Source organism: Agathobaculum butyriciproducens, assembly GCA_003096535.1.
Classification (GTDB): Bacteria; Bacillota; Clostridia; order Oscillospirales; family Butyricicoccaceae; genus Agathobaculum; species Agathobaculum butyriciproducens.
The window spans coordinates 332,612-348,409 of the sequence record QEKJ01000001.1 but is presented as its reverse complement, the minus strand read 5'-3'; the positions used below and the strand labels follow the sequence as shown (position 1 = coordinate 348,409).

Genomic DNA, 15,798 nt, shown 5'->3' with positions numbered 1-15,798 from the left:
CTATGTCCGCGCTGCGCGCGCATGTCCTGCGTTTTTTTGCATTTGCACGGCAAACGCGATTGAATGCCGCCGTGAAACGGCGGTCGTGCACGGCACGGGACAATGACTCAGATTTCTGAACGAAATCCTGTCGTGTAGTTGCGGTTTGCAAGCAAACCGGAATTTTATATGTGCTTTCGCACGAAAAAAGGACGCATATTATGCGTCCTTTTTGGAACGGATTAAATAGCTGCGTTCCTTCTCCATTCTCCATTTTCAATTCTCAATTCGGCAATCAGTCGCCCATCGACAGTCCGAGCGCTCTTGCCTGCTTCACCAGTTCGCCATCGGGCGGAACGGTTTTCAGCTTGCCTGCGACCTCGGTCAGCGGAACCGGCACGATATGGTTATCCTGCAGCGCAACCATATAGCCGAACTTTTTCTGCAGGATAAGCTGGGCTGCCGCTACGCCAAACCGGCTTGTCAGCACGCGGTCGGCCGGGCAGGGAGCGCCGCCGCGCTGGTAATGGCCCGGAATGGTAACGCGGATCTCCTGACCGGTCAGCTCCTTCAGCTCGTCCGCAATGCGGTAGGAGATGGACGGATAGGTCATCGCCTCGCGGGCAGCCTTGAATTCCTTTTTGCTCAGCTTGGCCTCGTCTTGACTTATCGCGCCCTCAGCCACTGCAATGATCGAGAATCGTTTGCCCGCCTTGGCACGCTTTTCAATCGCTGCGGCAATCTTTTTTGCGGAGTAGGGGATTTCCGGAATAACGATGACATCCGCGCCGGAGGCAATGCCTGCGTACAGCGTCAGCCAGCCGGCTTTATGTCCCATAACCTCCACGATGAACACGCGCGAGTGCGAAAATGCGGTGGAATGGATGGAATCAATAACCGTGGACGCGATATCAATCGCGGACTGAAAACCAAATGTCAGCTCGGTGCCCCACAGATCGTTGTCGATCGTCTTGGGCAGCGTTACCACGTTTACACCCTTCATGCTCAGCAGGTTTGCGGTCTTGTGCGTGCCGTTGCCGCCCAGAATGACCAGACAGTCAAAGCCTGCCTTTTTCACCGTGTGCAGCATTTTATCCAGCTTGGTCTCCTCGCTGTCCTCGATGGTCTTGCGCATTTCCTTGAACGGCTGGCGCGACGTACCGAGAATGGTGCCGCCGACGGTCAGAATATCCGAAAAATCCTCGGGCAGCATTTCGTGGTAATCGCCCTCGATCAAACCGCGGTAGCCGTCCCGAATACCATAGATGGTTACTTTATCTCCCAGTTCGTTATACAGTGTTTTCGCTACACCGCGCAGTGCCGCGTTCAGACCCTGACAGTCGCCGCCGCTGGTCAGCATACCAATCTTTAACATACTCGTCTGCCTCCTGACTCTGTTTTCCGCATTCTGTATATTGTACAATGCGCAGTATCGTATTTTTACTATACCCTATTTTGTGTAAATTGAAAAGATACTTTACACAGATTCCACCGTTTTTTCACATGGATTTTTTGTGACTTTCGGCAGTTGCATATTGAGCGGCAGATGTGTTATGCTAATGCCAGACAGATTCCCTGCAACTGACGGACACAGGTGGAGCGCAAACCACCGGGGAGCAGGGAGTTCCGTAATCAGATGCACCGTGAAGTGTATCTCAATGCCGACCGTCTGGGCAGTGTCGCAAGTAATACGCGATGCTGTCCTTTTTTGTTACCATAAAAAAGGACAGCAGACAGCACAAACAGGAGGAAAAGAATATGAACGCATGGAACAACTTTAATGGCGGCAACTGGGAAAACGAGATCAATGTCCGCGACTTTATCCAGAAGAATTACACCCCGTATGATGGTGACGGCGCTTTTCTGGCTCCGGCTACCGCACGCACGACTGCGCTGCGTGAGAAGTTCGATGCACTGCTCGCGGAGGAGCGCGAAAAGGGCGGTGTCCGTAATATCGACACCGAGACCGTTATCACTATCACGGCCTTCGGCCCGGGCTATCTCGACAAGGACAACGAGGTTATCGTCGGTCTGCAGACCGATGAGCCGCTCAAGCGTGCATGCAATCCGTTCGGCGGCATGCGTATGGTCCGTGATGCGTGCAAGCAGTACGGCTATGAGGTTTCTCCCAAGATTGAGGAGGAGTTCAAGTACCACAAGACCCACAACGACGGCGTATTCTCCGCATACACCAAGGACGTTCGTGAAGCGCGTCACGTTGGTCTGCTGACCGGCCTGCCGGATGCTTACGGCCGCGGCCGCATCATCGGTGACTACCGCCGCGTGGCGCTGTACGGCGTGAACCGCCTCATCGAGGAGAAGCAGAAGGACAAGGATGCGCTCGGCAGCGTGCCGACCACCGAGAAAGAAATCCGCTGCGCTGAGGAGCTGAGCGACCAGATCAAGGCGCTCAAGGACATGATCGCAATGGCGGCTTCCTACGGCTTTGATATCACCCGTCCGGCGGAGAACGCAAAGGAGGCCGTTCAGTGGCTGTACTTTGGCTATCTGGCCGGCATCAAGGAACAGAACGGCGCCGCAATGAGCCTTGGCCGTACCTCCACCTTCCTCGACATCTACTTTGAGCGCGATATTGCGGCAGGCCTGCTCACCGAGAGCGAGGCACAGGAGATCATGGACGATTTCGTTCTGCACCTGCGTATGGCGCGCCACCTGCGCACGCCGGAGTACAACGAGCTGTTCGGCGGCGACCCGATGTGGATCACCGAGGCAGTCGGCGGCATCGGCGAGGACGGCCGTCACATGGTTACGAAGAACAGCTACCGCATGCTCAACACCCTGTACAACCTGAACGCTGCCGCAGAGCCGAATCTGACCGTTCTGTGGAGCGAAAACCTGCCGGAGAACTGGAAGAAGTTCATCGCAAAGGTATCTATCGACACGGATGCCCTGCAGTACGAGAACGACGACGTTATGCGTCCGTACTACGGCGATGATTACGCAATCGCGTGCTGCGTATCCGCGATGCGCGTCGGTAAGGACATGCAGTTCTTCGGTGCGCGTGCCAACATCGCAAAGCTGATGATGATGGCAATCAACGGCGGCCGTGACGAGAACAAGTTCGAGCAGGTCGGTCCGGAGATGCCGGTCATGGACGGCGATGTGCTGGATTATGAGGAGGTTCTCCGCCGCATGGACTTCTACCGTCCGTGGCTGGCTAAGACCTACGTTTCCGCGATGAACACCATCCATTACATGCACGACAAGTACGCCTACGAGAAGAGCCAGATGGCGCTGCATGATACCGAGGTGCGCCGCCTGATGGCATTCGGCATTGCGGGCATGAGCTGCATGGCGGATTCGCTCTCCGCGATCAAGTATGCCAAGGTAAAGCCCATCCGCAATCCGGAGAACGGCATTATCGTTGATTTCGAGATCGAGGGCGATTTCCCGAAGTTCGGCAATGACGACGACCGCGTAGATCAGATCGCGTGTGAGCAGGTCGAGAAGTTCTATCAGGCGCTGACGCAGTTCCCGCTGTACCGCGGTGCGATCCACACGATGTCCATCCTGACCATCACCTCTAACGTTATGTACGGCAAAAAGACCGGCAACACGCCGGACGGCCGCCGTCACGGCGAACCGCTGGCACCGGGCGCAAACCCGATGAGCGGCCGCGACGTTTCCGGCGCGCTGGCTTCCCTCAACTCGGTTGCAAAGCTGAGCTACACCTACTGCCGCGATGGTATCTCCAACACGTTCTCCATCACGCCGGGTGCGCTCGGCAAGACCGATGAGGAGCAGGTGAACAATCTTGTTGCCATCATGGGCGGCTACTTCGCGCAGAATGCGCATCACCTGAACGTAAATGTGCTCAACCGCGAAACCCTGATGGCGGCTTACGAGCATCCGGAGCAGTACCCGAACCTGACCATCCGTGTTTCCGGCTATGCGGTGAACTTCTACAAGCTGAGCCGCGAGCAGCAGCGTGAGGTTATTTCGCGTACCTTCCACGAGGCGATCTGAGTTTTCGCTTGTGAAGCGAACGGAACTGGGCTGACGCCGCGCGGGCGCACAAGAGGGATGGACACCAAGGTTTCCACCCCTCTGATTTTCTCTCCGTTTCCTTTGGGATAGTCTGGCGCAGATTGCCGACATGTGACCGCTCTGAAAAGGGGAAACGGCAGAGGATTTTTCTTCCGTGTTTTTCTCAACCTATTCGCAGTGTCAGATACCGATCTGTGTAGCAGTAAACTGTCTGTGAACTGCGAAAAGGCAGAGCAAGACACGCAACAGTAACCCGGCTGCCGTACCCCAATTTCGAAGCGGTCCCGCCTCTCTGGTTTGCGTCAGGCTATCTAAGGGAAAGGCAGGAGTTCAAAGAGGAAGGAAAAACGTAGGTTGTCCTTCCTCTTTGCCCCCAGCGGTGGGTACCGCACGTTCCCCGTTTACCCAAACGGATTGATAAATTCAGCAATGAAAGGAAAGTGGCAATATGACCGGAAACATTCATTCCATCCAATCTCTCGGCGCGGTGGACGGCCCCGGCGTGCGATACGTCGTATTTATGCAGGGCTGCCCGCTGCGGTGCATCTATTGCCATAATCCCGATACCTGGCTGACCGAAGGCGGCACACCGACCGACGTGGACGAGCTGGTCCGCAAGGCTCTCCGGTTTCGTCCGTACTGGAAAAACGGCGGCGGCGTAACCGTCACCGGCGGCGAACCGCTTCTGCAGGCTGAATTCGTTGAGGAATTCTTTGCCAGGCTGCATGAGCACGGCGTACACACCGCGCTCGATACCTCCGGCGTGGGCAATCTCTCCAAAGCGGAAAAGGTGCTCGCGCACACGGATTTGGTTCTGTGCGACCTGAAATTCCTCACCAAAGCGAATTATCTCAAGAACTGCCGCGCGGATTTCGACCAGATTGAGCGTTTCCTGCAGCTGACCGCGATGAAAAACGTGCCGCTGTGGATTCGGCATGTGGTTGTGCCTGGTCTGACCGATGGTATGGACCATTTGCGCCGCGTCAAAGCCAAGGCGGAAAGCTATCCCAACTTTGAAAAGCTGGAGTTTCTGCCGTTCCACAAGCTGTGCATGGAAAAATATGAACGGCTCGGTCTGGAATTTCCGCTGAAGGATACGCCTGCCATGAACCCGGATGCCCTGAAAACCATGGTCGCACAGCTGTAACACGGAAAATTTACTCGCAAATTACTCTTGTTCAATTATGCGGTGTTGCCTTAGAAACAAACCTTTCAAATTCTGTTCAAAATTCGTTCACACATTTTGCGGCAAAGTGGGGTATACTAACATTGTCGATGAGGGAAGCCGCAATCCCGAACGACACAGCCTACTGATTTTTTTATTTCTCTTTTACCCCCTTTATTTTGTGAAATGACCGAAAACACCCTGTTCCCGTTCCCCCTCGGAGGCAGGGTGTTTTCCTGTACGAAACCGGGTTTTCGGCAGTACACAAACCTTTCAAATTATGTTCAAAATTCGTTCACACATTTTGAAGCAAAGTGCGGTATACTAACATTGTCGATAAGGGAAGCCGCAATCCCGAATCGATAGTCATCTACAATCTTTTATTTCTCTTTTACCCCCTTTATTTTGTGAAATGATCGAAAACACCTCGGTTCCGTTTCCCCCACGGAGCCGGGGTGTTTTCCTGTCTCGGAGTATCTTTGAAATGGTTAAGCAGGGTACTTGTTTACATTGTAAAAAATATTTCAAGGTCTGTTCATGATTTGTTCACAATTAAAGGGCGCCTGCGCGATATACTATAGGTGTCAGTAAGAGTTACCCCTTTTCTCAAGCTGACAACCTCTTTTCTTTGATTTTATCACCTTTTCTTAAACTCTTTTCATTTGCATCAACGAGAACGCCCTGTTTCCTTCCCCCGGGAAACAGGGCGTTTCTCTTGATTTATTGCCAGACTGCAGTTTGGACGATAAGCCGTTTTCTTTGCAGATCCTTCACAGCATATTCAAATTTTGTTCACACATTCGGCATAAAAAGACAGTATACTGTACTTGTCAGTGAGGGAGAGCCGCAAATCCCGCATTGACGTCATCCGATTTTTTTCATTTCTCTTTTTTCCCTTTTTTCAATTTGTGTTATTAACCGAAAGCACCGTTGTTTCGTTCCCCCGCGAAACAGCGGTGCTTTCCCGTTTTTGGCATTTGTCAATAAATAAGCCGGTGCGATGCTTGCGGAAAGTTTCTTTTTAGGGTATACTGTTTCTATGCAAGATATATAGGTAAGGAGTTGTTTTTTATGGGTTGCTCGCATAATTGCGATAGCTGCTCGTCTCACTGCGGCGGCGAAAAGAGCCTCAAGGTTGCAGCCAATCCGGCGGCCTCTGTTAAAAAAGTCATCGGCGTTGTTTCCGGTAAGGGCGGCGTAGGCAAGAGCCTGCTCACCTCGATGATGGCGGTCGGCATGACGCGCAAGGGTTATTCCTGCGGTGTGCTGGATGCCGACATCACCGGTCCGTCTATCCCCAAGACCTTCGGCGTACACGGTCAGCTCGAGGGCTGCGAGGAAGGCATTCTTCCGGCACGCAGCGAAGGCGGTGTACAGATGATCTCGATCAATCTGGTACTGCCGCATGAGGACGATCCGGTTATTTACCGCGGTCCGATCATCGCGGAGACCGTCAAGCAGTTCTGGTCTGACGTTGTATGGGACGACGTGGACTTCCTGTTTGTCGATATGCCTCCCGGAACGGGCGACGTACCGCTGACCGTGTTCCAGTCCCTGCCGGTGGACGGCATCATCGTTGTTACCTCGCCGCAGGATCTGGTCTCCATGATCGTCGGCAAGGCGGTTAAGATGGCGAAGATGATGAACATTCCGGTGCTCGGCATCGTGGAGAACTACAGCTATCTGGCATGCCCGGACTGCGGCAAGCACATTTCGGTATTCGGCGAGAGCCACATTGACGAGGTAGCTGCGCACTACGAGCTGCCGGTTCTGGCCAAGCTGCCGATCGACCCGAAGCTGGCTGCGGCGGTTGACGCAGGCAAGATCGAGGATGCAAAGCTGCCGGACGAGCTTTCCGGTGCGCTTAAGACCGTGGAGGGTCTGTTATGAACATTGGCGTAGCATATGAAAACGGCCGGATCGCCAAGAATCTGGGCGACTGCCGTGAGGTGCTCATTATCACCACTGAGGGTCGGGAACCGGTCGGCAAGCGCATTGCCGGGATTGCCGGCACGTCCGCGACCGACCTGATCAAGTTCGCCGGTCTGGAGCAGATCGACGTGCTCATCTGCGGTTCACTCGGTCTGGCAACGCGCAACGCACTCGAGATGCTCGGCGTACTGCTCGTGCCCGGCTGTGAAGGCTCGGCGGAGGAATCCGTAGCGAAGTTCCTCGTCGGTGAAAAGCAGGGTGACCCGACCATCCTCGAGATCGGCCGTGAGGAAGATCCGGATGATCCGATGGCATGCATGCACGACTGTGCAAAGTGCTCCGGCTGCGGCCCGAGCGAGCTGCTCAAGCAGATTCCGGTCGAGGAGATCAAGTAAAAAATATAAAAACCACCGATTTTCGGTGGTTTTTATGTTTCCAATGGAGAATTGAAGATGGAGAATGAATGTTCAGATGAAGTAAGTGCCGCTCCTTTTGCGGAAAGGTAATTCTCCATTCTCAATTTGATGAAACTGTGTTATAATCAAATGTATCATTATAATACAAGGAAAGAAGCTATTATGGATACCGAAAATCCGAAAACGGCAATCGAATACATACACTCTCTCGGCAGATTTACCGGCAAGCCGGGTCTGCACCGCATCAAGGCGCTGTGCGAGGCGCTGGGAAACCCGCAGGACAGGCTGAAGTTTGTTCATCTTGCGGGCACGAACGGCAAAGGCTCGACCGCGTGCATGATCGCCTCGGCACTGCAGGCGGCCGGACTGCGCACCGGACTGTATACCTCGCCGTATCTGGTGCAGTTTTACGAGCGCATCCGCGTGGACGGTGTGATGATCTCGGACGACGATCTGACGCGCCTGTGCGAACGGGTAACGGTGGCGTGTGAATCGCTCACGCTGCCCGAGGGTGAGACCATCGGCGAGTTTGAGTTTACGACCGCACTGGCGTTCCTCTGCTTTGTTGAGCAGGAATGCGATATTGTGGTTCTCGAAACCGGTCTGGGCGGCCGCTGTGACGCGACAAATGTCATCAAAAATGCGGAGGTCTGCGTTATTACGCCGATTTCGCTCGACCATATGGCGGTGCTTGGCAACACAACGGCGGTCATTGCGGCCGAGAAGGCAGGTATTTTCAAGCCGGGTGCGGCGGTTGTCTGCGCGGACGGTCAGCCGAACGATGTACAGCGGGTGCTGCGCCGTGCCTGCGACGCGGCGGGCGCTGTCTGGTTCGGCGGAGCGGAGGACTGCCGCGTACTGCGGTGTGACATCGGCGGTTCGGCGTTCGTGTACGAGGCGCAGGGCTACACCATTGCCATGCCCGGACGGCATCAGCTGCAGAATGCGCGGACGGCTCTGCGGGCGCTGAACGCACTGCGCGAGCGCGGCTGGAACATTCCGACTGAAGCCGCCGTGCGTGGTCTGGCGCGGGCGCGTATCGCAGGCCGGCTGGAACGCGTGGTCGATCAGCCACTCATCCTGCTCGACGGCGCACACAATGCCGCAGGCGCGGATGCCCTGTGTCACGCGGTGGATGAGTTGCTCAAGATGAAGCGGCTGCACGTTGTGATGGGCATGGTGCGTGACAAGGACTACGAAACCTGTGTTCACGAGGTCGCCAGCCGCGCGGATGACTTTTACGCCTGTGTGCCGGATGCGGGTGAGCGTTCGCTGGATGTACACACGATTGCAGAGCTGGCGCGGCAGTCGTGCAAGCGCGTGTACGAATGCGAATCCGCCGAGCACGCCATCGAGCTTGCACTGGAGCATGCGAAGATGAACGACTGCATTCTTATCTGCGGTTCGCTGTACCTCATCGGTGAGTGCGAGAAGATTTTGCGCGGCCGACCGAAAGCGACAGATTAAAATGGAATAAACAGGTAAAATAAGGCTTGTACTTTGAAAGTACAAGCCTTTTATTTTTGTGTCAGTTGTTTTCAATAGGTATATTGTTTGGTATATCGCAGGGCGGGGTGCCCTGCGAAATAAGAGGTAATATTTTGCTGATTTCGAGGTGATATATATGCTGCAAATCACGCAGAGAAGGCAGGAGGGCACGCTGATCGCGGTGTACACCGGTGAGTTGGACCATCATGCAGCACGGGCGGCGATTGAGCAGACCGAGGATCTGCTGGTGCTGTTTCCGTGTGAAAAGCTGGTGCTCGACCTGTCCGAGCTGACGTTTATGGACAGCTCCGGTCTGGCGGTCGTCCTGCACCTGTACCGCACCTGTGCCCGCAGCGGACGCGAATTTGCGGTGCGCGGCACGCCGCCGCAGCCGATGCGGGTGTTTGAGGCGGCCGGTCTGCCGCAGGTGATGGTTTTTGAAAGGGGGAAGGAATAATGCGGGCGGTCATCAACAAAATGAGCCTGAAATTCGAGAGTCATTCGGTCAACGAGGCGTTTGCGCGGCAGGCGGTCGGCGCGTTTGTTGCGCAGCTGGACCCAACGATGGAGGAGCTTGGCGACATCAAAACCGTGGTCTCCGAGGCGGTGACAAACGCCATTGTGCACGGCTACGCGGACAAATGCGGGTTTATCACAGTCACGGTGCGGCTGTTCGAGGGACGCGCTCTGGAGCTCAAGGTAAAAGACGCCGGATGCGGCATTGAGAATGTCGAGCAGGCGCGCCAGCCCATGTTCACCACAGGCGACGACACGCGCAGCGGCATGGGATTCACCATCATGGAGACATTCACGGACAAAATGCGCGTGCGCTCCACGCCGGGAAAGGGAACGCTGGTTGCGATGGTCAAGGTGCTGAAGGAGCGGCAGGCGTGACCGGAGAAATGCGCACGCTGCTCGAGCAGGCGGCTTCGGGCGACAGGGACGCGGAAGCGCGGCTGATCGAGGACAACAGCGGTTTAATCTGGTCGATCGTGCGGCGGTATTACGGGCGCGGCGCCGAGCCGGACGATTTGTATCAGCTGGCGTGTGTCGGCTTCATCAAGGCCGTGCGCGGTTTCGATGTGTCGCTCGGCAACGAGTTTTCTACCTATGCGGTGCCCAAAATCGCGGGTGAGATTCGGCGGTTTCTGCGGGACGACGGTGCGGTCAAGGTCAGCCGGGCGGTCAAGGAACGCGCGGTTCGTGTGCGCCGCCTGCAAAGCGACTGGGAGAGCCGGAACGGACGGTCACCGACCGTATCAGAACTGGCACAGGCCGCCGGATTGACGGTCGAGGAAATAGCGGCCTGCGAGCAGGCGGACGTGTCGGTGGACTCGTTCGAGCGGGAGCTGTCCGGCGGCGGACGCGTAGGTGATCTGGTCGGTGACGAGGGAATGGAGGAGAGAACCTGCCTGCATCTGTCGCTGCACGAGGCACTGCAGGACTTGCCCGACCGCGACAGGCAGGTGCTCAGTCTGCGCTATTCGCGTGATTTGACGCAGCAGCAGGTCAGCCGCATCGTCGGTGTGTCGCAGGTGCAGGTCTCGCGCATCGAAAAACGCGCCATAGAGAAGCTGAGGGAAATGTTGAGAGAGTAACAGAAAGTCGAAAAAAGAAGAGGAATTGTTCCGGTCGGATTGACATATTTCTCGGTTTGCGGTATTATAATAATACCAGACGGCACCATAGAGTGTCCGTCGCAACTATGAAGCAGGCAATGGGACCGATTTCCGTGTGTCTGTGGAGTTATGTATGTGGGTTCGGGTGAGTACCGCAGATCGGTGTAGGCGTAAGCTGAAAGAAAACACCCTTGAAAGGGATCTGCTTGCAGATCCCTTTCATTTTTACATAGAAATGATGGTGTTGGTATGTGTTTGCTGCGGAAAGCAGCGGAAGCGTGGGAAAAATTATTAAATTTTCGGTATGATATGGTGTTCGGACGCAAAAAGAAAAGCTATGTGGTTTCACTTTCGTTTGAACGCTATGATTTTCCGCATTTAGTCGGTATGCAGTACGCAAATGATGTTGATTTTAAGATCAACTCAGCAGAGTATTACGGCGAAAAGCTGATAACAGCAATTTTATCCGGAAGATTAGATCCGAAGCGGATTGAAAAATCGAAGAACTGGGATCGTATACAAAAACGATTGCAGGTGCTTGTAAATTTACAGGATACGCTGGAAAATGGTTTTTCATTCTTTCTGTTTTCCAAAGCAAAAGTGCCGAGATACAGTAAAATAGATGCAGAGTACCTGATTCGCAACAATCATTCAGGCGAAATGTTCTTTGTTTTTCTGGATAAGGAATCCGGAAGATATTTCTGTAAATCTGCATTTGGTTCGGAAATGGATTATTCTCGAAACCAGACACCGTTGACGCTGCTGTATAAATGCAGGGTAGAAGGAGAAAATAAGGAAGTTTTATTTCAGCACCCAAAGTATGTTGCAGACACTATATAAAAAGGAGATTCTCGTAGAGAATCTCCTTTTTTATAATCAATCTCAAATTTTGTGCATAAACTGTCCGGCCGACTTGGCCATCAGCCGCTTGGTGCCCTTCTGATCAAATGCAATTTCGAGCAGGGCATCGCCGCCCATCGGCTTTACCGACACGATCAGTCCATCGCCGAAGGCTTTATGGAACACGCGGTCGCCTGCGGCAAAATTCGGCAGCGGCTTGCTTTTAGCTGCCGAGGCCAGCGACGCGCTCGGCGCAGTATTTGCAGCGGAAACGTACCGTGCGCGAGCCACCTGCGGACGCGAAAGCGTCGGATCAGGTGCAGTTGCGTTCGAGAACCGGCGGCTCTCAGTGATATTGCTCTCAAGCAGCTCTTCCGGCATCTCATCAATAAAGCGCGACGGATGCGAATACTGCGTGCGGCCGTACAGCAGGCGGCGCTCCGCGCAGGTGAGATACAGCTGCTCCTTCGCGCGGGTGACGGCAACGTAGCACAGGCGGCGTTCCTCCTCCATGTCCTCGTCCTTCTCCATTGCACGGAAACCGGGGAACAGCCCGTCTTCCATGCCCGCGAGGAATACGACAGGGAATTCCAGACCCTTGGCGGCATGCATGGTCATCATGATAACCGCGTCATCGTCCTCGCCGGACTGGTCGGCATCCGTGTACAGCGCCATGTTCTCGAGAAAATCGCCGAGCGACGGCGTTTCGGTCTTGTCCTCGTAATCAACGATGTAGGACTTGAGCTCCTCAATGTGCTCAATGCGGCTTTCCTCTTCTGCACCGCCCTTTAGCTGCAGCGCACGGATGTAGCCGCTTTTGTCCATGAGTTCATCGTACAGCTCGGAAAGCGACACAAATTCGCGCAGTTTACGCAGATTTTCGATCATTTCGCCGAACTTCTCCATTGCCGCGGCACCGCGGGACAGGGCAGGGTACTGAGAGGCATGGCATACCACATCATACAGCGTCGTGCCGTACTCGACGGCAAGCTGCATGGCGGTTTCGACCGATTTATCGCCAATCTTGCGGGCAGGCGTGTTGATAATACGGCGCAGACGCAGCTCGTCCGCCGGGTTCTCGATCACCCACAGGTAGGCGAACATGTCCTTGACCTCGGCGCGCGAGAAGAAGTCGCGGCCCTTGTACACGCGGTACGGAATGCCCGCGCGGATGAATGCGGCGGCGATGTTGTCCGACAGGACGTTATTGCGGTACAGAACGGCGAAATCTCCCCATTTTCGGCCCTGCTCCACGCCCTCGCGGATGGTGTCCGCGATGTAGGCAGCCTCGCCCTCCTGGCTGTCCGAGCGATGCAGACGGATTTTCGCACCGTCACCGTGGTCGGTCCACAGTTCCTTGCCCTTGCGGCCGACGTTGTTGCGGATAACCTCGTTTGCGGCATTCAGAATATTGCCGGTCGAGCGGTAATTCTGTTCCAGACGGATGGTTTTCGCGTCCTTGAACTGCTTTTCAAACTCCAGAATATTCGTGATCGTTGCACCGCGGAACTTGTAGATACTCTGGTCGTCATCGCCGACCACGCAGATGTTCTCATAATAACCTGCCAGCAGGCTGGTGAGCACATACTGTGCGTAGTTGGTATCCTGATACTCGTCCACGAGAACATAGCGGAACTGGCGCTGATAGTATTCCAGCACCTCGGGGTTGTTCTGTAGCAGCAGCACGGTTTTCATGATAATGTCGTCGAAATCCAGTGCACAGGCCTTTTTCATGGCCTTTTCGTAATCGCGGTAGACATCTGCGACCTTTTCACGGAAGTAGTCACCGGCGGCATCCGCGCTGAACTGACGCGGGGTCATCAGCTTGTCCTTCGCGCGGGAGATCATGCCCATCACGGTTCGCGGATCAAAATTCTTGGGATCGAGATCGAGCTTTTTCATTACGTTGAGAATGACGCGCTTCTTGTCGTCCTCATCGTAGATGGTGAACGCGCTCTCAAAGCCGAGCAGGTCAACGTGCTTGCGCAGAATGCGCAGGCAGGCTGTGTGGAAGGTGTACGCCCAGACAGCGGACGCAGCTTCCTCGTCACCGAGGGCAAATTCCAGACGCTCGCGCAGCTCACGCGCGGCTTTATTCGTGAACGTGATCGCAATCACTTGCCATGGGCGAGCGGGATTCATCGCGCACAGGTGCTCCGCGCGGGCGCGGTTCTCCGGCTTAGGATCGGTCAGGTATTCGGTCAGGAACAGAAGATCGTCCTCGGTCGCCCAGTCGGGCGCATAGGGATTGTCCAGTCCATCGCCGAACTTGAGAATGTTGATGATACGGTTGATGAGCACGGTCGTCTTGCCGCTGCCTGCACCCGCCAGGATGAGCAGCGGACCCTCGGTCTGATAGACAGCCTCGCGCTGCTTGTCGTTTAACTTGGAAAAGCGCTGTTCGATGATCGCACGCCGGACAGCGGCATATTTCATATCAAATTTGGTCGGTTCCATAGGTTTCCTCGTTTCGTTTGAAGATACAGAAAATCAAATGCAGAGATAGTATATCATATTCGGGAAAAGAAAACAAATGTTCTATCCGGATTGCGTAAAAAAGTCGATCAGAGTATACTATAAAAAGAGGTGAGCATAATGACAGACAAACAGCGGCAGGAAACCTATGCGCAGATGCTCGTGCGGCTTTCGCGCTCGAATTTCCGCAGCCGCTTTCATTTGAAGGCGCAGGACAAGCAGTACATCCGCGAGAAAGGCTGGAATACAATCGCTGACCATGCGGCAGATTTCGTCTCCAAGCGGCTTGCACCGGCCGAACCGAAAAACGACGGCAAGCAGACACCCATGCGCGGGCATCCGGTGTTCATCGCGCAGCATGCTACCGCCTGCTGCTGCCGCGGCTGTCTGGCGAAATGGCATGGCATCCCGCAGGGCGTGCCGCTTTCGGCGGAGCAGCAGGTCTATATCGTTGGAATGCTAATGAGCTGGATGAGGAGAGAAATGGAAAATTGAGAATGGAGAATGGAAAATTAGCGTGAAGAGAACGTAATGTTTTACCCTTCTTCATGTCATTATATTTCATCATAAATGTAAACCGTAGGGTGCGACGACTCGGCGCACCATTTGTAAACCATCTGCACATGCTTAATCGTAGGGGCGCACAGTGTGCGCCCGCAGCGCGACTGGAGTCTGCGCAAGAAACGTTCAAGAACCGTTTGATTTGACGTTGCGCGGGAGCACAATGTGCTCCCCTACGGGGTAACGTGTATCAATCGTTAGATACGGTGCGCCGAGGTCGTCGCACCCTACGGTAAAGTTTATTGATAATTGTAGCCTGCAGGTGCCGTCCGCAGCCACCTACCAACGAGTTGCGCGACACTGTTATGTCGCGCCTGCGTAGATGAACCCGCCTGTGTAGCAGAACGAAATCTGACACTGCGTAGAGATAGAGAAATGGGCGCACATTGTGCGCTCCTACGGTAGAAAGAATCCTCTGCCGTTCTCCTTTTCGAAGCGGTCGCCGGTCTCTGGTCTGCGCCGGATTCGGAAACAAAGGGAAACGGGAGTTAAGAGGGTAGAAACCGCAGGTGTCTGCCCTCTTGCCCGCCGCCGCGGGTGCGGTGAACCGCTCAGTCGTCCGGACAGCGCCCGTTCCATATCCGATAGTGAACAATTTGATGAGGATTTGTATAGCGGCAATAATCTTCATGATAAAAATCTACATTTCGTACAATCAATCTCTTGTCACAAACGACACGATTTGATAATATATAAAGTGTATTGCTGTTTTGCTTGCCAAATGACAAAACAGCATAATTGATTCTCTGCCGGGCGGCAGGGATAAGGAGGAAATTGAGGTTTCATGAGTAAGGTTGAGCAGTATATCACCAGCATTCCGGATTTTCCGAAGGAAGGCATCATCTTCCGCGATATTACCACCGTGCTCGGTGACGCGGACGGCTTCCATCTGGCGGTGGACGAGATGACTGCGCTGCTGGACGGCGTAGAGTTTGACGCGATCGCCGGTCTGGAATCCCGCGGATTCCTGTTCGGTGCACCGATGGCGTATAATCTGCATAAGGCATTCATTCCAATCCGCAAGCAGGGCAAGCTGCCGCGTGCAACGTCCCGCATGTCCTACGAGCTGGAGTACGGCATGGAGACCATCGAGGTACACCGCGATGACATCAAGCCGGGGATGAAGATCGTCGTTGTCGATGACCTGATCGCTACCGGCGGTACGCTTGAGGCGGCTGTCCACCTGTTGGAGCAGCTCGGCGCAAAGGTCGTCAAGGTTGTCTGCCTGCTGGAGCTCAAGGGTCTGCACGGACGCGACCGCATCAAAACCTGTCCGGCGGAGACGGTTGTCGCTTACGAGGGGAAGTAAGCAAGG

13 protein-coding genes and 1 riboswitch are annotated in these 15,798 nt (G+C 54.6%); of the genes, 11 read left to right on the top strand and 2 right to left on the bottom strand.

Features of this window, described 5'->3' with window-relative positions; translation table 11 throughout:
- Nucleotides 1-274: 274 nt before the first annotated feature.
- Entirely contained in the window at nucleotides 275-1,354 is a 1,080-nt protein-coding gene (locus C7386_RS01600; RefSeq protein WP_116704708.1) for a 6-phosphofructokinase, read from the bottom strand.
- Between the two features lie 192 nt (nucleotides 1,355-1,546).
- Nucleotides 1,547-1,661: riboswitch (ZMP/ZTP riboswitch) on the top strand.
- A 76-nt stretch (nucleotides 1,662-1,737) separates the two neighbouring features.
- Between C7386_RS01600 and pflB the strand changes: the two genes are divergently transcribed.
- The 9 genes from pflB (at nucleotide 1,738) to C7386_RS01555 (ending at nucleotide 11,447) form a co-directional block, all read left to right on the top strand.
- Nucleotides 1,738-3,966 (top strand): formate C-acetyltransferase, encoded by a 2,229-nt coding sequence (gene pflB, locus C7386_RS01595; RefSeq protein ID WP_116704774.1) that lies wholly within the window; start codon nucleotides 1,738-1,740, stop codon nucleotides 3,964-3,966.
- 469 nt (nucleotides 3,967-4,435) lie between these two features.
- Entirely contained in the window at nucleotides 4,436-5,134 is a 699-nt protein-coding gene (pflA, locus tag C7386_RS01590) for a pyruvate formate-lyase-activating protein (protein WP_116704707.1), read from the top strand.
- A gap of 1,089 nt (nucleotides 5,135-6,223) precedes the next feature.
- Nucleotides 6,224-7,042, top strand: coding sequence for a P-loop NTPase (locus C7386_RS01585; protein WP_110435317.1), 819 nt, complete (start codon nucleotides 6,224-6,226; stop codon nucleotides 7,040-7,042).
- A complete protein-coding gene (locus C7386_RS01580) occupies nucleotides 7,039-7,479 on the top strand; it encodes a NifB/NifX family molybdenum-iron cluster-binding protein (RefSeq protein ID WP_110435316.1) in 441 nt (146 codons plus the stop codon). Before C7386_RS01585 ends, C7386_RS01580 begins: the two co-directional genes overlap by 4 nt.
- 183 nt (nucleotides 7,480-7,662) lie before the next feature.
- The gene (locus C7386_RS01575) at nucleotides 7,663-8,967 is read left to right on the top strand and encodes a bifunctional folylpolyglutamate synthase/dihydrofolate synthase (RefSeq protein ID WP_165815426.1); all 1,305 of its coding nucleotides are present in this window, start codon (nucleotides 7,663-7,665) and stop codon (nucleotides 8,965-8,967) included.
- A 157-nt stretch (nucleotides 8,968-9,124) separates the two neighbouring features.
- Nucleotides 9,125-9,445: an anti-sigma factor antagonist gene (locus tag C7386_RS01570; RefSeq protein ID WP_110435314.1), complete on the top strand. Its 321-nt coding sequence runs from the start codon at nucleotides 9,125-9,127 to the stop codon at nucleotides 9,443-9,445.
- A complete protein-coding gene (spoIIAB, locus tag C7386_RS01565; RefSeq protein ID WP_110435313.1) occupies nucleotides 9,445-9,882 on the top strand; it encodes an anti-sigma F factor in 438 nt (145 codons plus the stop codon). Before C7386_RS01570 ends, spoIIAB begins: the two co-directional genes overlap by 1 nt.
- On the top strand, nucleotides 9,879-10,586 hold the full coding sequence (locus C7386_RS01560) for a sigma-70 family RNA polymerase sigma factor (RefSeq protein ID WP_318261163.1): 708 nt from the start codon (nucleotides 9,879-9,881) through the stop codon (nucleotides 10,584-10,586). Before spoIIAB ends, C7386_RS01560 begins: the two co-directional genes overlap by 4 nt.
- A gap of 276 nt (nucleotides 10,587-10,862) precedes the next feature.
- Complete coding sequence (locus tag C7386_RS01555) at nucleotides 10,863-11,447, top strand: PBECR4 domain-containing protein (RefSeq protein WP_133241560.1); 585 nt, start codon at nucleotides 10,863-10,865, stop codon at nucleotides 11,445-11,447.
- Nucleotides 11,448-11,489: 42 nt separating this feature from the next.
- Here the strand turns inward: C7386_RS01555 and C7386_RS01550 are convergent, their stop codons facing one another.
- A complete protein-coding gene (locus tag C7386_RS01550) occupies nucleotides 11,490-13,904 on the bottom strand; it encodes an ATP-dependent helicase (RefSeq protein ID WP_110435311.1) in 2,415 nt (804 codons plus the stop codon).
- A 138-nt stretch (nucleotides 13,905-14,042) separates the two neighbouring features.
- On the opposite strand from C7386_RS01550, the gene C7386_RS01545 reads away from it, so the two are divergent.
- Together C7386_RS01545 and C7386_RS01540 are read left to right on the top strand one after the other, a co-directional pair.
- Nucleotides 14,043-14,417, top strand: coding sequence for a DUF4186 domain-containing protein (locus C7386_RS01545; protein WP_110435310.1), 375 nt, complete (start codon nucleotides 14,043-14,045; stop codon nucleotides 14,415-14,417).
- An 850-nt stretch (nucleotides 14,418-15,267) separates the two neighbouring features.
- The gene (locus C7386_RS01540; protein ID WP_110435309.1) at nucleotides 15,268-15,792 is read left to right on the top strand and encodes an adenine phosphoribosyltransferase; all 525 of its coding nucleotides are present in this window, start codon (nucleotides 15,268-15,270) and stop codon (nucleotides 15,790-15,792) included.
- Nucleotides 15,793-15,798: the final 6 nt, after the last annotated feature.